The 18533-nt window shown below is 39.1% G+C and carries 15 protein-coding genes; 8 read left to right on the top strand and 7 right to left on the bottom strand.

Translation table 11 applies throughout. The annotated features are described in order from the left end of the window. Positions 1–20: 20 nt before the first annotated feature. Positions 21–908, bottom strand: coding sequence for an SDR family oxidoreductase (locus KCG35_RS17805; RefSeq protein WP_215821149.1), 888 nt, complete (start codon positions 906–908; stop codon positions 21–23). A gap of 496 nt (positions 909–1404) precedes the next feature. On the opposite strand from KCG35_RS17805, the gene KCG35_RS17800 reads away from it, so the two are divergent. The 3 genes from KCG35_RS17800 (at position 1405) to KCG35_RS17790 (ending at position 7909) form a co-directional block, all read left to right on the top strand. After that, positions 1405–3861 carry an EAL domain-containing protein gene (locus KCG35_RS17800; RefSeq protein WP_215821148.1) on the top strand — a complete coding sequence of 819 codons (2457 nt, stop codon included), beginning with the start codon at positions 1405–1407 and terminating at the stop codon, positions 3859–3861. Positions 3862–3984: 123 nt separating this feature from the next. Beyond that, positions 3985–5730 carry a PAS domain S-box protein gene (locus KCG35_RS17795; RefSeq protein WP_215821147.1) on the top strand — a complete coding sequence of 582 codons (1746 nt, stop codon included), beginning with the start codon at positions 3985–3987 and terminating at the stop codon, positions 5728–5730. A gap of 607 nt (positions 5731–6337) precedes the next feature. Continuing rightward, entirely contained in the window at positions 6338–7909 is a 1572-nt protein-coding gene (locus tag KCG35_RS17790) for an ATP-binding response regulator (protein ID WP_215821146.1), read from the top strand. A 118-nt stretch (positions 7910–8027) separates the two neighbouring features. Here the strand turns inward: KCG35_RS17790 and KCG35_RS17785 are convergent, their stop codons facing one another. Next, a complete protein-coding gene (locus KCG35_RS17785; protein ID WP_215821145.1) occupies positions 8028–8381 on the bottom strand; it encodes a hypothetical protein in 354 nt (117 codons plus the stop codon). Positions 8382–8820: 439 nt separating this feature from the next. Between KCG35_RS17785 and KCG35_RS17780 the strand changes: the two genes are divergently transcribed. Then, positions 8821–9591, top strand: coding sequence for a substrate-binding periplasmic protein (locus KCG35_RS17780; protein ID WP_215821144.1), 771 nt, complete (start codon positions 8821–8823; stop codon positions 9589–9591). Between the two features lie 2 nt (positions 9592–9593). On the opposite strand, the gene KCG35_RS17775 is transcribed toward KCG35_RS17780, so the two are convergent. Further along, on the bottom strand, positions 9594–10337 hold the full coding sequence (locus KCG35_RS17775; protein WP_215821143.1) for a substrate-binding periplasmic protein: 744 nt from the start codon (positions 10335–10337) through the stop codon (positions 9594–9596). Positions 10338–10689: 352 nt separating this feature from the next. Here KCG35_RS17775 and KCG35_RS17770 point away from each other — a divergent pair, with 352 nt between their 5' ends. Further along, positions 10690–11358, top strand: a complete 669-nt coding sequence (locus KCG35_RS17770) for a hypothetical protein (protein WP_215821142.1) — start codon at positions 10690–10692, stop codon at positions 11356–11358. Positions 11359–11457: 99 nt separating this feature from the next. Here the strand turns inward: KCG35_RS17770 and KCG35_RS17765 are convergent, their stop codons facing one another. After that, a complete protein-coding gene (locus tag KCG35_RS17765) occupies positions 11458–12684 on the bottom strand; it encodes an RtcB family protein (RefSeq protein ID WP_215821141.1) in 1227 nt (408 codons plus the stop codon). A 157-nt stretch (positions 12685–12841) separates the two neighbouring features. Between KCG35_RS17765 and KCG35_RS17760 the strand changes: the two genes are divergently transcribed. Continuing rightward, positions 12842–13552 (top strand): HD domain-containing protein, encoded by a 711-nt coding sequence (locus tag KCG35_RS17760; RefSeq protein WP_215821140.1) that lies wholly within the window; start codon positions 12842–12844, stop codon positions 13550–13552. Positions 13553–13636: 84 nt separating this feature from the next. Here the strand turns inward: KCG35_RS17760 and KCG35_RS17755 are convergent, their stop codons facing one another. Together KCG35_RS17755 and mtgA are read right to left on the bottom strand one after the other, a co-directional pair. Beyond that, positions 13637–14503: a helix-hairpin-helix domain-containing protein gene (locus tag KCG35_RS17755; protein WP_215821139.1), complete on the bottom strand. Its 867-nt coding sequence runs from the start codon at positions 14501–14503 to the stop codon at positions 13637–13639. Between the two features lie 866 nt (positions 14504–15369). Next, positions 15370–16113 carry a monofunctional biosynthetic peptidoglycan transglycosylase gene (mtgA, locus tag KCG35_RS17750; protein ID WP_230409234.1) on the bottom strand — a complete coding sequence of 248 codons (744 nt, stop codon included), beginning with the start codon at positions 16111–16113 and terminating at the stop codon, positions 15370–15372. 420 nt (positions 16114–16533) lie between these two features. Between mtgA and KCG35_RS17745 the strand changes: the two genes are divergently transcribed. Both KCG35_RS17745 and can read left to right on the top strand, forming a co-directional pair. After that, positions 16534–17034: a DUF2059 domain-containing protein gene (locus KCG35_RS17745; protein WP_215821138.1), complete on the top strand. Its 501-nt coding sequence runs from the start codon at positions 16534–16536 to the stop codon at positions 17032–17034. A 494-nt stretch (positions 17035–17528) separates the two neighbouring features. Next, positions 17529–18188: a carbonate dehydratase gene (gene can, locus KCG35_RS17740; protein ID WP_215821137.1), complete on the top strand. Its 660-nt coding sequence runs from the start codon at positions 17529–17531 to the stop codon at positions 18186–18188. On the opposite strand, the gene KCG35_RS17735 is transcribed toward can, so the two are convergent. After that, positions 18185–18533, bottom strand: a 349-nt coding sequence (locus tag KCG35_RS17735) for a transporter substrate-binding domain-containing protein (RefSeq protein WP_215821136.1), incomplete at its 5' end; no start/stop codon positions are given. The genes can and KCG35_RS17735 overlap by 4 nt on opposite strands.

Genomic DNA, 18533 nt, shown 5'->3' with positions numbered 1-18533 from the left:
ACGACAGACAAACCAACACGTTAGGCTTCACTATTCCGCTCATACAATTTTTTCATTATCCTAACCAACCCGGTTCGCCAGGGTTTAGCATGGATACCAAAGGTCCGCAAAATTTTACGATTAGCTAACCGGTCATTACGACGTGCGCGAAGTCGTTCTAGTTGCTCCGTCTCAACAACATTTATACAGTTAATCGGTAAGTCTTCAAACTGAGACGCTTCATTATAAATTACCTCATTAAACTTACTCTCTGATACGGCTTCTACACCTGCATAATGATAGGTACCAAACACCTGCGCATCACAATCCAGTTGGTAAAGGATAGTCATAAACACTTTGGCAACATTTTCAGCAGGCGTTGGATTCCCTAGCTTATCACTGGCAACCTTTATTGGTTTATGTAATCGCAATGCTGTTAATGTACGATTAACCATATTCTCTCGACGAGCGCTAATAACCCAGCCGACGCGTAGAATAATATGTCGAGGACAACGGTCACGTATTTGTTGTTCTCCCTGCCAAATACTGCAGGCCAGCACACCTTGAGGGTTTGGCTCGTCTTCTTCGGTATAGGGATCAGACTTACAACCATCAAAAACCAAATACGATGACAAGTGTATAAGTACCATGCCCATTGCATGGCACAGGTCAGCTAAGGCTGCAACAGCGTCCCGGTTAATCGCAAAACAGCGGGAAGGCTCTTGCTCAGCGCGACTTAAGCTCCTGTAACCAGCACAATTAACAACCATTGAGGGTTGAAACTCATTCAAAATATCATGAAGTGCTTGTGCATTAGCAATATCCAGTTCACTTCTGGAAGGCGCCAAAAATTCAATATCTTTTTGACGTAATATTTCACACAAGCGGTGTCCAGTTTGGCCTGAACCACCAATTACCAGAACTTTCATGTTGTTTTTCTGCTAACTCCTATACACGTTACCCTCTAGCAGTAAATGAACACTTTCCTGTCAGAAAGTCTTCATATACCCACCATGTCAGTTGTTATGCACAACGATCAAGCAATAAGACTCAGGAGCTTATATTAATAAGGGGCTGGGGTGAAGAGCTTCTTACTTTTATGTCAGCACATAAACTCACAATAAGTTTGCGAAAAAAATATTACATAAAAAATGCTGTTCTTAAAACGTCTTACATTGTCTAATCACACTCCTGTGAAATACCACCAAATATAAAAACGACATAATCCAGCATATAAGACAGACAGTTCCTTGCTCTATTAAGGTATGAACTATAATTCAAATATAAGTTAATGCTACCGCTAGCAATGGCTAAAATAACATGTTCTAGCGACAAGGGCGTTATTGTTTAAACCACTTATACAATGAAAATTAGGCAGCTGATTATGCTTATTTTCAACATTAGTAGGTCGAGGGTTGCGCCTTTATGAATACTGCAAATATTCTTGTCGTTGAAGATGAAAAAGTGGTTGCTCTGGATATAAAAAGGCGCTTGCTACGTCTGGGTTATCATGTTACAGGCATGGCTTCAAGTGCAGTACATGCTGAACGACTTATCATTAAAACGCTGCCTGACTTAGTCTTAATGGATATTCATATTCAGGGAGATACCGATGGTATTGAACTCGCTACTGTTTTGCAAAAACGCTATCACATTCCTGTCATTTATCTAACGGCTTATTCAGAAGAAAAAACAATAGCCCGTGCAAGTGAAACTAAACCCTATGGCTATCTCCTTAAACCTTTTTCAGAAAGAGAGTTACACGTAGCTATTCAGGTGGCGATTGACCGTTTTAAATCAGATCATTCATTGAGAAAAAGTGAAACACACTTAAGACTTGCTTTAGAAGCAGCCAACTTGGCTACATGGGAAACCAACCCCAACATTTGTGAAGTTTACTTTACCAAAAATACCCAAGGTGTCTTATCTCCAGTTGAAAGCTGGAACGAGTTACTGGAAAAAATTCATAAAGAAGATAAAAGTAAAGTCCTCAAGAGTATTAACCTGCTACGACAGCAGCATGAACAACGTATGGAGTTTGAGTTTCGCGTAATCGAGACTTTATCTCACTTGAGATGGTTCAAGCTTTATGGAAAATCATTTTTTATTGAAGGCTCAGATGAAATTCAAGTGGTTGGTGTTATACAGGATATTACGCAACTAAAAGAAACAGAGGAGCAACTGAGTAGTGCCGCTATCGTATTTCAAAGTACGGCAGAAGGGATTGCAATTCTGAGTACCTCAAAAAAAGTAGATAGTATCAACAATGCCTTCACCACTATTACAGGCTTTGATCAAGAAGACTTAATTGATAAAGAGCTACCTATACTGTCAAAAGATAATCTTGGTGATACACGTTACCAAATGATTTGGCAACACGTTTCTCAAGAACGATATTGGCAGGGAGAGATTAAAACATTTAGACATAATGACCAGTTGGTTTATATGTGGGTTAATATTTCCACCGTAACCCATGCTAACGGCTCGATTTCGAAGTTCATTGTTGTTATTTCTGACATTTCTGCCATGCGTGAGGCTCAAGAAAAACTTTCTTACATTGCTTACTTTGATGGCTTAACTGATTTACCCAATCGCACCTTACTCATGAATCGTCTTGAGCAGGAGCTTAAACGGAGTAAACGATATAAACAAAAACTGGCACTTCTTTTTATTGATTTAGATCACTTTAAAAGAATCAACGATACCCTTGGCCATCAAGTCGGCGATAACATGTTACGCGCTGTGGCAAAACGCTTAAAATCAGTCTTACGTGATTCTGACACAGTTGGTCGACTAGGTGGCGATGAGTTTATCGTTATTATGTCTAACTTACCCAAAGAAGAAGACGCAGCTACTCTATCTAAAAAGATTCTGAAAACACTCACTGAACCCATGCTATTAAGTAATACAGAAATAATCCCAAGTTGTAGTATTGGTATAAGCCTTTACCCAAAAGATTCTAATAAACAAAATTCACTGATTCAAATGGCTGATACAGCCATGTATGCAGCAAAAGAAAAAGGCCGTAATAATTATTCTTTCTACTCACCAGAAATGACCGAATATGCTGTTCATTACTTAACTCGAGAAAATGAACTAAGAAAAGCCCTACAACAAAATGAATTTAAACTCTTTTATCAACCTCAAGTTGACACCAAAACAGGAAAATTTATTGGTTTGGAGTCCCTCATTCGCTGGCAAACAGAAAAACACGGTTTAATGCCAGCCTCTGAAATCATTCCTATAGCAGAGTCAAGTCACTTAATTATCAGTGTAGGCAACTGGGTCTTAACAGAAACATGCCGCCAATTAAGAGAGTGGATTGATCGAGGAATACCATTACTTCGTATAGCCGTCAATATATCAATTCGCCAACTCACTGATGGAAAACTTCCCCAGTTTATTAGTGATCTACTTGAAAAATATCATCTGCCTCCAGACTGCCTTGAACTGGAAGTAACCGAGTCCTGTTTACAAGATGATGATATATGTCTGCTAACATTAAAAAAAATAAATGGGTTAGGCATTACTATTTCAATAGATGACTTTGGTACTGGTTACTCTTGTATGGGATCACTAAAGCAATTACCCATACAACGTTTAAAAATAGATCAAATATTTGTCAAAGATATCCCCAAGCAAGAAGATGATTGCGCAATTGTTTCTGCAATTATTGCTTTAGGTCACCAACTACATTTAAAGGTGATCGCTGAGGGCGTTGAAACATTAGCGCAATATAATTACTTGAAAAATATTCATTGTGATGAATTACAAGGATATTACTTTTGCATCCCCATGAGTGCGCATGATACTGAGGAATACTTAATTTCAGCGGCTAAAAGTGGTAACTTTGAACCGCTGAAACAACTTCCACCACATTAATATCCCTATAAAATTCTTCCATAATGCATCAATAATTTCTGTTTTATTGATAAAGCGCATTAAATTGTAATATTTATACTATAGTTGTTAACGGTCATTCATTCTCTCCTCTATTGGTAGAATATGGAAAGTTCGATAAAAACCAAAGACATGGTACACCTTGCAGTTGAAGCATCTCCAAATGGCATGATTCTCACCAATAAACAAGGCCATATTTTACTGGTTAATAAAACAACTGAAGCCTTATTTGGCTACCGCCGAGAAGAACTTATTGATCAACCTATCGATATCCTAATACCAGAACGCCTTAAACAAAATCACCCTCAGCTATTTCAAAACTACTTTAAAGACCCTAAGTCTCGGCCAATGGGATTGGGACTGAATTTATTTGGTTTGCACAAAAGTGGCAAAGAAATTCCTATCGAAATTGGTTTAAACCCAATAAAAACCGATGATGACACGTATGTATTAGCGGCTATTGTTGATATCAGAAAACAGAAACATGCTGAAGAAATGATGCACTTGGCTGTTGAAGCATCACCTAACGGCATGATCATGGTTGACGACGCGGGAATGATTGTACTGGTCAATTCCGCAACAGAATCCATGTTTGGTTATGCACGAGATGAGCTTATAGGGCAGGAGCTTGATAAGCTCGTCCCACAGCGCTTTCGTGGACGACACCCTGTATTGCGTGAAGAGTATCTGAAACATCCTAAAGCTAGGGCCATGGGACAAGGTCGCGAACTTTTTGGACTGCATAAGTCAGGTCATGAGTTTCCTGTAGAAATCGGTTTAAACCCTATAGAAACCACCCATGGTCTCCTTGTCCTTGCCTCCGTCATCGATATTACAGAGCGCCATCATGCTGAAGAAATGGTCTCACTAGCCGTTGAAGCCTCTCCCAACGGCATGGTGATGGTAAACAGCGATGGTGCCATTATCATGGTAAACACCACCACAGAGACTTTATTCGGCTATGCTCGATCTGAGCTTATTAGGCAACCTATTGAAATTCTGGTACCTGATCGCTTTAGAAAGCTCCATCCTGAACTGCGTACGAACTACTTATACTCACCAAAAGCTCGTGCTATGGGACATGGTAGAGATCTTTACGGGCTACATAAAAATGGGACTGAATTCCCTGTAGAAATTGGGCTCACGCCTATAAAGACGAAATCAGGAATGAGCATACTCGCTTCCATTGTGGATATTACAGAGCGTAAAGCCCAAGAAGGCCGGCTACGAAGTGCGTTGCATGAAAAAGACGTACTCTTGGCAGAAGTCCACCATCGTGTAAAAAATAACTTACAAATTATCGATAGCTTATTAGGCATGCAGTCTGATCAGGTTTTTGATGGCAAGGCGCTGGAAATACTGACAGAAAGCCAAAACCGTGTTCGCTCAATGGCCCTCATCCATCAAACCCTTTATGAGTCCCGAGATTTCTCCAGTGTGGACATATATGATGTCATTCCAAACTTAGTGGATAACCTTTGCTACTCTTACTCCCTCGATGCTTTACGCATTAATGTCGAAATGGATATTATCAATACCCAGCTTCCTATTGATATCAGTATTCCATTGGGGCTGATCATTAACGAACTCTGCTCAAATGCGATTAAACATGCATTTCCAGACAATCTCGAAGGCACCATTCAAATTTGCTTTAAAGAGATGGGGAATGACCAATACCAGCTATCCGTCACTGATGATGGCATTGGCATTCCAGAAAGTTTTGACATTGAGGCATCCTCATCATTAGGCCTTCTGCTTATCCAGCACTTGAGCGAACAACTGGATGGCAATCTTGTCATCAACCGAGCTAAACCTACTCGGTTTGAGCTAACATTTTCTGTTACCGTCTAAGCTTTGAACACACTGTGAATCCTTCCCTAGCGGCTTGGTTGCCCATCCTTGCAGTAAACAGTTCGACGGGCGTTATCCAGTCTTTATCTACCACTGGCGTACATCGAAATACCATAAGAGCGAAATACCACAGATGTTCATTTAATAGTGACTAGGGTATTGCAAAAAACAGGTTTGCAGTGCTTACCCTTCAACTCTAAACGCTAAAAATGAGTATTTTTTTACATTCACCTCTTAAGGGATGACGCGAAAAATGTTATTTTCTGCAAAATCAATCATAATAACCACGTTTAAATGATAGCTCAGCGAATACAGATCCCTCTTCTCCTAAGTATTATTCGTTAAGCTGCAAACATTAAATTCCGTACTACTCGGTTTTAAGGACGGCATATTGGCTATTAGGTATTCAACAACCTGCTTTATTTGATACAAGTCTCAAGTTGTAACATCTATCAATGAAACGCTGAGGGAGCCAAGCCACAAATAAATAACAAATTGAAGGTTCGAGTACTGTTCACAGAGCGCTAAGTGACGTGTTCAGCTTATGAAAGACCCATTAACTACAGTACAACTTCAGGTTTAAACGTACACAGGAACGGCAGTATCCATGAACTCTGTTGAGCAAAACCAAGCAAATAACAAGAATGCCGAGAATGACCGAATTTTGCTGGTTGACGACAATCCCGCCAACCTGCATGTGCTATTACAAACGTTAAATGGCCGTGGTTATAAGCTGCTAATTGCTAAAAATGGCGAAAGTGCTCTTAAAATTGCTCAACAAGAAAAACCAGCCTTAATATTGCTGGATATTATCATGCCAGGGATAGATGGTTATGAAGTCTGCCAAATTCTCAAAGCGGACCCTTTGACTCAGGATATTGCTATTATTTTCCTTTCATCACTGGATGAAACCAAAGACAAAGTTAAGGGACTCAAGTTAGGTGCCACGGACTTTATCTCCAAACCCTTTCAATCAGAAGAAGTTATTGCCCGGGTTGAAAGCCAACTGAAAATCCATCAGCTTGAACAAGCACTCGCTAAACGTAATCGACAACTTGAGGCGGATAATGAGCGTATTCTGGCTTCTATGACAGAGGGTGTTATTGGCGTTGATCAGCAAGCTCATATTACTTTTGTTAACCATGCAGCTACACAACTGACAGGTTGGAATGAAGAGCAATTAATTGGTCAAAATTTTCACCCGCTTATACTGCATAGTTATGCTGATATGACACCCTGTGACTTTGATGAAACACCACTGTGGCATGTGCTAAATCATGGGCAACCACAACAAGTGGAGGATAGTATTTTTTGGCATCAGCAAGGGCATTGCTTTGCTGTTGACTACTCCTGCACACCGATTATTGAAAGTGGTCATACTACAGGTGCTGTCATTGTATTTAAAGACATCACTGAGCGTAAACGCAGTGAGCAAGCACTCCAGCAAGCATTATCAGAGCTGCAAGAACAACAGGATCGATTAACTCATGTCTCTCGTTTGAGCACCATGGGTGAAATGGCTGCAGGGTTTGCCCATGAAGTCAACCAGCCACTCACAGCAATATCAAATTACTCACAAGTTTGTACACGTATTTTAAAACGAGATAACGTTGATTCAGAAATTCTCACTGATGCACTAGAAAAAATCGCAACTCAAGCTCGCCGTGCTGGTGAAATTATTGCTCGTATCCGAAGCTTCGTTAAAAAGCCTGAACACTGTATAGAACAAGTTGATTGCAACAAGCTGATTAGTGATGTTGTAAAACTCGCAGAAGTGGACGCACGCAATAACACTATCCAAATACACTTTTGCCCAGGCGAAGAGATTCCACCAATAGCCGCAGACCCAGTACAAATTCAACAAGTTGCACTTAACTTGTTGCGTAACGCTATGGAAGCAATGAAAGGATTAGACACCCAAGAAGAAGGTGTTCATATTTCAACAGAAAAAATCAGTGAGCAGTTTGTCAAAGTAATCGTGATTGATCGTGGCCATGGATTATCACCGGAAGTAGCCGAAAATCTATTTACCCCCTTCTTTACCACCAAGTCTACTGGTATGGGCATAGGCTTATCCGTGTGTGAATCCATTATGTCTTCTCATGGTGGAAAATTAGGTTTTGAGAATAACCCTGAGGGAGGCACTATTTTCTACTTTACCATTCCTATTGCGCAGTAAGTGCCCCACCCATTACTTATAGCACTACAAACTTTTAACAACTTATTGAATAACATTCTTCAGTCAACAGCATAGGCCTGCGCATGCAGGCTATGTGTTAAAATCACTTCAGAATGCCTTATGGTTTTCTAGGCTGCATCCGTTGGTCCACTTCTACATAGTCAATGACAGCTAATTGCTCAACCCCTTGCATCATTTGTTTTAAATGTGCTTCATCTGTAGGCTCTGTACAGATAATAAGTCCCTTCTCTTGAAAACGTCGAATAACATAAAATGGATTCAGTACGCTCACCTTACTTAACTCATCAGTATATGCATCCTCCAACTGTTTCTTTCCGGGATGTACTTGGTCATTAAAAACGACGATAAGGCGAACACCACTCGAAGTAGGGGTTGTACAGTCTGCCATCGTTACACCCGCTATGGTGTACCCCAATACCAGTAAGCATATTAGAATTGATTTCTTGATCATTTGCTAATCCTTTAACCACTTGTTTTTTCACGATCATACTACACATAGCGCATGTGTCCAGTCATCCGCCTACATATAATCCCGTTACAATAATCGACTATTTGCCATTTTCAGCAAACTCATACTAAGCTATCCATAGCGCACTCCATATCATTAAAACAATACTGACTAAAAACTACCATTTGATGGTATGCCTAGGTCCTCTCCATTATGTCAATTTCCTACACAGTATTTTATGTGTAATAACACTATTAAATATATCTATAACGAAGGGTTTTTAGTGAGATAAACCAGCTATATTAAGTCTAGCAATAGCAGCAAAAGGTACTAGTACTAGTACTAGCTGAACCATCAAGTGAAAAGTCCTAGTAGCTTATATTAATAACTATGGAGTGTAGAGTGCCGGTAACAGACCCTAAGTAATTCGTAAAGGGTATAAATGAAGATTCATATTATTTTAGCTATATTTTTTTCAACTTTTTTGTCACTCAACGTGGCAGCAAAAGAAGAAATCAGTATTGCAATTGGTGAGTGGCTCCCTTTCATCAGCAAAGAGCTTCCCCATTATGGAGTTGTCCCTCACATATTGACAACAATTTTTTCAGCTAAGAATATCAATATTAAATATGGTTTTTACCCTTGGAAACGATCATATTTGTACGTTCAATCTGGAAAATGGCATGCTTCAGCTTTATGGGGCAAAACAAAAGAGCGGCTTAATGACTGTTACTTTTCAGATATTGTTTATACTGGCGAGCTGGTTCTATTTCACTTAAAAGATACCCCCATTATCTGGCAAGGTGATCCTGATAAACTTTATCAACTAAAAGGATTACACATTGGTATACCTATGGAATCCGCCAAAGCTAAACTACTTGTCAAAGCTGAGCAAGCAAAATTTATAAACTTCGTCACTGGAACCGATAAAATATCAACATTCCGCATGCTTATAGCTAAGCGATTTGAAGCATTGGATGAAAATAAAGATGTCGGATTACATATCATCCATTCTCAGCTTAATACCGAATATCAAGATGAAATCACCCATACCAAACCATATGAACGTTGGAATTACCATTTAATATTTTCAAAAAAAATTGAACAAAAAAAATCATTTTTGAAAATATTTAATGAAGGACTTAAAGAGTTAAAGTCAACTGGCCAATACCAGCAGCTTTGGAATGATTTTTATAAAGGAAAGTATAATTAGATTTATTGCCAATCTTGAGCCCCATATTTTTCTAATATTTTTTCCAACTTACCACTTGCCCTCAAACTATCCATTCCATTGCTCAAAATCTCAGCATACTCTTTTGCTTTGTCATTCTCAGGGGAAAAAGCAACATACATTTCATCTTTAGAGATACAACCAGCTTCTCTAACTTCTTTTTCTTTATTTTTTAGATAATAATTTATAACTTCGCGACCATCTAAGATCACATCAACTCGCTTCTTAAGTAACCTATCAATATTCCTAATCATAGCTTGAATATCTTCACCCGAAATAGACGAAACCAAGTAACCATTGCTTTCTTGTTGAATATATTGATCTAACTCCCCCCCATTATCATAGTCATAATCTTGTATTACACCCAAACGTAGATTTGCTAAAGACTTAATACCCTCGTACTGCCAAGTAGAATCAAGTCTTGTAAAAAAACACATATGATAATAGGACTGCCCTTTTTCAGGAAAAATCAAATCCGGTAACGTTGCCGGCACAGTTCCAAGCAAACCATCATAAATACCATTTTGAACACCACGAATAGCTCTTGACCATGGGACGACAGCGAGTTTAACTTGATATCCATGCTCCCTTAAAATTTCACGAACAATCTCTACAAAAAAACCAGGCTGATCACTTAAGCCTGTTTCACTTGCCTTATCAGGACAAATATAAGGACACCAACTCCCCGTCGCTAATACAATGGTATCTCCCACCCCTTTTGTGGACATACAAAGCACAAAGCTAATAGGGAGAGGTAACGAAATCGTCTGTTGCTTTTCACCCTGATATCAATCTCAAAATCTGCCATGTTCTCGCTTATTATAAACTATAGACATTAATCACTGTCATGATAGTTTTTTAAACCCCCTTCAAATAAACCATTTTAAGAAGTAAGTTAACTCAAACAACAGTGATTACTATACAAACACATAGACTCATACCATTCATAAAGATTAACTAAATTTAATAATTTTAATCATTAAATTTAATCATCCAAAAAAAGGTAAAGATATTTGCTTTACAAGCTCTATTAGGTTTAATCTATCTCGCGCGCCTGTTTTCACACTTCAAGAGGTATCTATGTATCACCTTAAAACAAAGGTTTCTACATTACTCGTTTGGTTTCTTACTATCTTTACCAGCTATTCTCTTGCATCCCAAACACCTTTAACCGTTGATAATAAAAAACTTCGACCACTACTGAATAGTGAACGTATTGAGTTAAAGTTTGGAAGCTATGGGATAGATGTACTGGAATCAAAAGCATCAACGAGAGTCTCTCGTTTATTCAGCACTCACGGCACTAAAAAAACAACCAGAACATTGGCCATTGTGCGTTACCCTGAACACGTTGATTCTTCTTTTACAACTGAGCACAAAAAAATCCTCAGTGGCGGCTCTATTGGTGCAGTTCTAAAAGCTGCTGGCTGGAAAATAACTAAACAGCCCATGTACTTTGGCGAACTAAAATCTAGCAACGATCTGGCACCATTATACAACAGCTTTCATGTAACAATGAAAGAAAATTTGGCAATCCATATATACTCACTATATATTGAGAAAAATAATCAAAATTTCATGTATGCCACAATCGCAGAAATTCATCAACCAGAATACTTAACGCTCAATGATTTAAAAGAAATATATAATGACGATTATGATAACTTTAATAAACCGACGGACCGTGTTCAGCAAATAATGTCGTTTATTCACGATAAAGTTAAACCCTTAACTATCCCAACAACATAACGTCCCTATTTAATTAAAACAAAAAATAAGCGCTGTTATAAGCGCTTATTTTTTCCACCAACTAAACTCTCTTAAAGCTAAGACTTAGTTTTATCAAAACTAACCTTTTACACATACAATTTGTTTTAGTGTATAAACGACTTCTATCAAGTCAGACTGTGCAGCCATTACTTTATCAATAGGTTTATACGCGGCGGGCGTTTCATCAATAACAGCCTCATCTTTACGACACTCCACACCTTGTGTCGCCGCTAAGTGCTCTGCCAATGAAACCACTTTCTTTGCCTGAGTTCGTGACATAACACGTCCAGCGCCATGACTGCAGCTATGAAAGCTTTCAGGGTTACCCTTACCTCGCACAATAAATGATTTTGCTCCCATGCTTCCTGGAATAATCCCTAACTGTCCTTCCTTGGCACTCACAGCACCTTTGCGAGTCACCCATACATCATTACCATAATGATGTTCACGATTCACATAGTTATGGTGGCAGTTAACCGCCTCAACACGCGCCTCAAACGTTCGATGCAATACCTTTTGGACTGCCTGAATCACACGCTGCATCATGACTTCTCGGTTAATACGGGCATAGTTTTGAGCCCACACAACACTTTGCATATAGTCCGCAAATAACTCAGAACCTTCAGGTAAATAAGCTAAATCTCGGTCAGGCAACTGAATTTGCCAACGCTCCATTTCTTTCTTAGCAAGCTCAATAAAGTGGGTTCCAATTCGATTACCGACACCTCGAGAACCACTATGTAACATAAACCAAACACTGTCTTTTTCATCCAGACACACTTCTATAAAGTGGTTTCCTGTGCCTAAGGTTCCCAGGTGATTCACATTATTGGTTTGCCTTAATACAGTGTGTTTTTCCTGTAGCTGATCAAAGACTGGGGCTAATGTTCGCCATGCACATGAAACATCGTGAGGAATCTCACCCCAGGCACCTTTATCACGACCTTTTCTGGCCCTTGCTGATCGTCCATGAGGAACAGCTTGCTCAATTGCACTTCGAATAGCACCAAGATGTTCAGGTAAGTCACTGGCCGTTAAGGACGTTTTGCATGCTATCATACCGCAACCGATATCCACCCCAACCGCTGCCGGGATAACACAGTCAACCGTAGGCACCACACTGCCTATCGTTGCCCCTTTACCAAGATGCACATCAGGCATTACCGCCAACCACTTATATACAAAGGGCAACTGCGCTATATTTAATAATTGTTGTTTAGCCGCTTGTTCAAAGGCAACATCACAGGTCCAAGCTTTAATGGGAACACCTTTTTGCCCTTGAACAACTTCATATTTTCTACACATTGGGATGTTATCTCGTTTAGTCAAATACAGATAAGATAATCAATAGTAAACAAAGACCATGCCAAAATTTTTTATTTAAAATTCAATGGGATAGAAAATAGCCATCCAACTCTGACTATCCAAAAAGATAGATAGTTATCAATAAAGTGAGAGTCATATGCCCACCGATTCTACATCTTCTCGGTTACTGCATCATCCAGTCATTCGTAAACTTTATGGCTCCTGGCGACAATCCCTTTATGCTGCAAATGCAGAATGTGACCGTCAAACTCAGTACAAAGTTTTTGCCCATCTCATTACACAGTATCAACAACCTCACCGCCACTACCATACTATCTACCACCTGGCACATTTGATAACGCTAGCCGAACGGTTTGCTCACTTGTGTCATGACTTACCAACCATTATTTTAACCATCTTTTATCATGATAGTGTGTATAAAAGGTTTAGTAAGAAAAACGAAACAGAAAGTGCCAAACAAGCCACTAAAGAGTTACCACTACTGGGAATGAATGCCGCTCACACTAAACAAATCAGCCAGTGGATACTTGCTACAGAACAACATCAACCCAGCTCAAACAGTAAAGATGAGCAATTTTTTCTTGATTTAGATCTAGCCATCCTGGCAACACCTGAAGCACTTTATAGGAGATACCTGCATCAAGTGCGTATGGAGCATCGTTATATACCCTTGTGGTTATACAGACGCTTAAGAAACAAAGTACTTTCTAGCTTAATATCACGCCCAACCCTTTATCTTACACCTGAATTACAAGCCCGTTGGGAACAGCAAGCTAGAAAAAATATCCAGCAAGAACTTCAGGGAGAAATGGCCACAACATCTGGACTGAAGGAGTGTGGTGTCTGAACCGTTTTTAACAGCCAAAAAAAAAGCTACCTTTCGGTAGCTATCAACATGTTGTTGGAAACAGAAATTAGTCTATAAACGATGCTAAGAGACAGCCTGACGAATATTCTCAAGTGTTTTCTTGCCCACTCTTGGCAAAGAGATCAATACCTCGTCAGGTGCTGTTGCAATTGCATCTAGTGATGTATAGCCTTGATTAAATAGTGTTTTTGCATTTGCGAGTGATAAACCTGTGATCACTCTGGTTTCTTCTTTAATAATCAAGTCGCTAATCCAGTCTTCTTTATTTTTAAGCTTTCGTTGTCCCCAACTATTCCATAGTGGGTTTGCATCCATTTTAGCACTCAACGCTTCTAGCTTTTTCTCATACGCTAAATTGCTTTCAACAATTTCTCGGCAGGTTATTAGAAACGCTAAATACTCTGATTCCTCGACAAAGCCAATATCACTTTTAAACATGCCATTTTCATCGGAACGAAGTGCAAAATCTACCGAATTTATCCACTCTCCATTTTTCTTTTGAGTCGACTCTTCAGGCAGTTCTTCAACGTGCTTACCATGCAGCTGAAGCACATCCAATGAAGTATATAATGTTAAGTTAGCAGCAAATACAAAAGCACCATCTTCAGCCAGTTTTTGTGGCTCGATTGGAGATTCTTCACGTTTTTCTTGCGTTGCTGTAACCTGTTTAATGTCCTCATCTTGTTCACTTGACTCAGTGCCAATTGAGTCAAACTGCGTTGATTTGTCTTGTGACTCATCCTCTACCGCTGCAGCTTGAATATCCTCTGAAGACGGCTTGTGAATAACTGGTTTATTATTCACAATGTTTTCTTGAACCTGATGAGTTTTATCCTGCTGATCAGTCAGATGACTGTTATTATTTGTCTTATCACTAGTGTTATCCTCACTAGTTTTAGCACTAAACCATGAAAAGAGTTTTTTAAACATTCAGCCTCCGTCATTAAAACGTACTGAAAGTATCTTCAATAATGACTTATTTATGATGACTGCCACTTACATTCCGTAAATATGCACACACTTTCTTATCAATTAAATAGCATAACCAATACAGCATCATTCTTTCCAAACATGCAATACCATGCTATCACGCTACTGAAAATACTAATAACACTTAAACTCAGCAACACTTAACACTTGCTTTTTGTACGTAAACAACATGCCGTATAGATCTTAATATCACCACACTCTCTGTATATCCCTTGTTATCAGCATATACAGCTAATGGCAAATGATAAGCGTCATAAAATTCAAGTCCCTATTGAAAATTTAATATATACAGTGAAATAAAGTTACACGAGGTAAGAAGTCAATACTACTCTATGATAAAAAGCCTTGACCAGTTACAAACCAATAATAAAACAAAAAAACACTATATTTATGAGATAACTCACACTACAAAATAGTAGTTAAGCAACATAAACATCACAACAATACACAAAAAAACATAATGTCACACGAATATACCCACAGCGAAGGATTTTTAGTGAGGCTAGTCCGGTCTATTAAGACTAGCCATAGCAACAATCGTTGTATTAAAAGCCCTAGCTGGGTTATCAAGACAAGAGATGACTAGCCTCTACTGCTCATGGTGCTCCCAGCACCTGTGGTATTTCGATGTACGTCAAATAATACACATCGAACTGTTTGGCGACAACCAAGCCTCCAGGGAAGGATTTACGGCGTGTTCAAAGGGCGTTATGCAAACGCTAGACAAAGGTACTTAAAAAAATGGCTTTAAAGGTAAGTTATTTGCGATTGCCCTGCTGGCCTCAAGTAATTAATTTAGCAGTTTTTTATTTACCTTTAGCCACAAACTGCGACAAATAATTAAATCCACCCAGTTGCTTTACTTGCCGTCTAATCCAGTTACTGCGCTTAACAACATAGCTTGACGGTCTATCAACTCGATAAATGACAGGATTTGGTAATACTGAAGCTAATCTTGCAGCCTGCCAACCATTGAGTTCACTGGCTTTAATATGATAATACTGTAGTGCAGCTTGTTCTACGCCAAAGGTACACTCACCAAACTGTGCAACATTTAAATAAACTTCCAAAATACGCTGTTTAGACCAAAACAGCTCAATTAAAAGTGTAAAATATACTTCCAAGGACTTTCTAAACATGTTTTTAGCAGGCCAAAGAAATACATTTTTTGCAACTTGCTGTGATATCGTACTACCACCTCGTATTTTTCCAGTCTTTAAACGTGTCTGTAGAGCACTTTTCAACGCAGTAAAATCTAGCCCCCAATGTGTTGCGAACTTTTGATCTTCTGCCGCTATTACCGCTATTGCAAGTTGCTTAGATGTTTTAGGCCAAGGGGTCCACTGATAGCGAATAGATGAACATGAAGCGTCTGCAGATAACCGTTGCTGCAACATAAAAGATGTTGTTGGTAAAGGTAACCAACGAAAAAGCAGAACAAGCATTACCGAAAAGAAAACCCAGATTAGCATTAAACTCTTCATAAAATGCGTTACACGCATCATTAGGTTTTGTTTTTTGCGTTTATGCCGAGCGTTTTTAGTCGCCATATGTCTTGAACTGTTAGGTCTGAAGTTGACAAGAAATACTCTAAACCAAGTTAGTTATCTGGTTCACCTGCGAGCTGTTGGGCTCATAAAAACTTAAATAGTTCCTACTAACCTATTCACCACTTTTCCTCACACTCCCTTACAGGCACCCTTCAAAGAACCACAAACAATCATGCTTCCTAATAGCCAATATCTATTGCTGTAATGTGCTGTTGTATGAGTCCATAACTCAGATAGAGTCTGATATAAAAAGTATGAGTTATATCATACTTTTAAAATCTCCGCGAAACCCCAGGGGTGACTAAGTGACTAACCCTAGAACATATAAGCCCCATCACAACGGTATCACTTATAGTTCATTGCTGATGTAGGGGATGATACCCCTAATACAACTCACTCAACTTACTAGATAGGTCAATAATGAAAAATGCGTTAAAGCTTACACTGTTAGCCACAGTACTCTGCTTACAAGTACCCGCACATGCTGATTCTGCAAGCCATCAAGCCGCAGCAGAAAAGTTACTGACGGTGATGAAAGTAGAAAATATGTATAAACCACTTTTCAGCCAATACAAAACGATGTTCACATCTCAGTTAACGCAGTATGCGAAAGATCCAGCAACCAAAGCGAAAGTGGAGAAACATGTTGCTCAAATCACATCCATTCTCCAATCAGAACTCACTTGGAGTTCAATCAAACAAGACTTCGTAAACATTTATATGAAGCACTACAATGAAAACGAATTAACAGAAATGACCAAGTTTTATCAAACGCCTGTTGGGCAGAAAACGATTAGCATCATGCCAACAATTTCTAAAGAGTCGATGCAGATAGCGCAAGAACGAGCAAAAAAGCTAACCCCCCAAATTCAAAAAATATCAATGGACCTCATCAAATCATTAAATGCAGAAAAGAAATAGCCACTGCACACGGTGAGAAAATACTTCCCTCGTTTATACCCTTATGCCAAAGGGTATAAACTTACTACCTGCTTTACCCTTCATATTAAGCATTCTATGATGATGGTTGGAGGGACACCTTGAACACCCATTTAAAATACCCGTCTACTTTGTGAAACATATTGATAGATATTGTCTTTGATTCGTGGCAATTTCTTGATACATGACTAGGTTTTTGATAAAAAACTGACTCATCTTTCGAACGTCATAATCAGTTAGACTGTGTAGCCTCAGTAATCATCTTTGCTAAGGGCTAAGTAAACACACAAATTGCAGGGTTATGACTTCACAAGTTTTATACATTTGACCAACCACTATGAACACTCACATTAGTGACCATCACTGAGGTAAAAACCCAGAACACGAGTACGCGTATAACAAAAGGTACTGGTCAAGCCAAAAGCAATAAGCAACTGTAATGTACGTTGCTTTCCTTGCAACAAAGTCGGATATGTATGAAAACGTTAAAACCCTTATTTGATAAGAACCAAGCATGGGCAGCCAGGGTTACTCAAGAAAGCCCTGATTTTTTTGCCAACTTATCAGCCCAGCAATCACCAGAAATATTGTGGATTGGCTGCTCTGATAGCCGAGTGCCCGCCAACCAAATAGTTGATATGGAACCTGGTCAGCTATTTGTTCACCGAAACATCGCCAACCAGGTTATACAAAGTGACCTTAACTGTTTATCTGTTGTGGAGTATGCAGTCAATATTTTAAAGATTAAGCACATCATTATTTGTGGACATTATGGATGTGGGGGCGTACAAGCTGCTTACGATAATATACAGAATGGCTTGGTTGCTTACTGGCTTGCTCACATTCGAGACATTTATCTAAAACACCAAACTAAGCTGACAACCTTTAGTAAAGAGGATCAGCTTGCCAAACTTTATGAGCTTAATGTCATTGAACAGGTTTACAATCTTTGTCGTACCCCTGTCATACAAAAAGCCTGGCAGCGAGACCAAACACTATCTATTCACGGATGGATTTACAGCCTTCACACAGGCCTAATAACAGATTTATCGGTATGCGTTACTCATGAAAATGAATTAGAACAAGAATACAGCAGTGCAATCGAAACCTGCTACCAATCAGAATCGAAGTGTTAATACTCCAATGGGGCCTGCTCTTGAGTAATTTTGCGGGCCCCAGGCACAGTATATTGGTCATATAGTGCATGATAAAAGTCCATTTGCTTAGCCTGTTGAATAATCTTGTTCAAATACTCCACATCGGCTGCAGGCACACTTGCTCGACTAAAGATAATAAAAAGCGGATTATCATGAACTTTATAAGGATGAATATCCACTAAATCTGCAATACCTGTTTTTTTTATATGATGTTTAATAAATACCATATCATTAACGACACCATCTGTCCGGTGATTAACTAATTGGGCAAGGTGTTTATCCATATCAGGATCAAGAGTGAGCAAGTGTTTATACTTAGGGTTA

Source organism: Zooshikella harenae, assembly GCF_018837975.1.
Classification (GTDB): Bacteria; Pseudomonadota; Gammaproteobacteria; order Pseudomonadales; family Zooshikellaceae; genus Zooshikella; species Zooshikella harenae.
The sequence above is the reverse complement of the archived record's forward strand: the minus strand, read 5'-3'. Positions and strand labels throughout refer to the sequence as shown.

Coding starts and splice junctions, on each gene's coding strand:
- KCG35_RS17775 (WP_215821143.1), bottom strand. CDS start 10,337: ATGTCCACAAAAGGGGTGGGAGATACCATTGTATTAGCGACGGGGAGT.
- KCG35_RS17795 (WP_215821147.1), top strand. CDS start 3,985: ATGGAAAGTTCGATAAAAACCAAAGACATGGTACACCTTGCAGTTGAA.
- KCG35_RS17805 (WP_215821149.1), bottom strand. CDS start 908: ATGAAAGTTCTGGTAATTGGTGGTTCAGGCCAAACTGGACACCGCTTG.
- KCG35_RS17765 (WP_215821141.1), bottom strand. CDS start 12,684: ATGTGTAGAAAATATGAAGTTGTTCAAGGGCAAAAAGGTGTTCCCATT.
- KCG35_RS17800 (WP_215821148.1), top strand. CDS start 1,405: ATGAATACTGCAAATATTCTTGTCGTTGAAGATGAAAAAGTGGTTGCT.
- KCG35_RS17745 (WP_215821138.1), top strand. CDS start 16,534: ATGAAAAATGCGTTAAAGCTTACACTGTTAGCCACAGTACTCTGCTTA.
- KCG35_RS17790 (WP_215821146.1), top strand. CDS start 6,338: ATGAACTCTGTTGAGCAAAACCAAGCAAATAACAAGAATGCCGAGAAT.
- KCG35_RS17755 (WP_215821139.1), bottom strand. CDS start 14,503: ATGTTTAAAAAACTCTTTTCATGGTTTAGTGCTAAAACTAGTGAGGAT.
- can (WP_215821137.1), top strand. CDS start 17,529: ATGAAAACGTTAAAACCCTTATTTGATAAGAACCAAGCATGGGCAGCC.
- KCG35_RS17770 (WP_215821142.1), top strand. CDS start 10,690: ATGTATCACCTTAAAACAAAGGTTTCTACATTACTCGTTTGGTTTCTT.
- KCG35_RS17760 (WP_215821140.1), top strand. CDS start 12,842: ATGCCCACCGATTCTACATCTTCTCGGTTACTGCATCATCCAGTCATT.
- KCG35_RS17785 (WP_215821145.1), bottom strand. CDS start 8,381: ATGATCAAGAAATCAATTCTAATATGCTTACTGGTATTGGGGTACACC.
- KCG35_RS17780 (WP_215821144.1), top strand. CDS start 8,821: ATGAAGATTCATATTATTTTAGCTATATTTTTTTCAACTTTTTTGTCA.
- mtgA (WP_230409234.1), bottom strand. CDS start 16,113: ATGGCGACTAAAAACGCTCGGCATAAACGCAAAAAACAAAACCTAATG.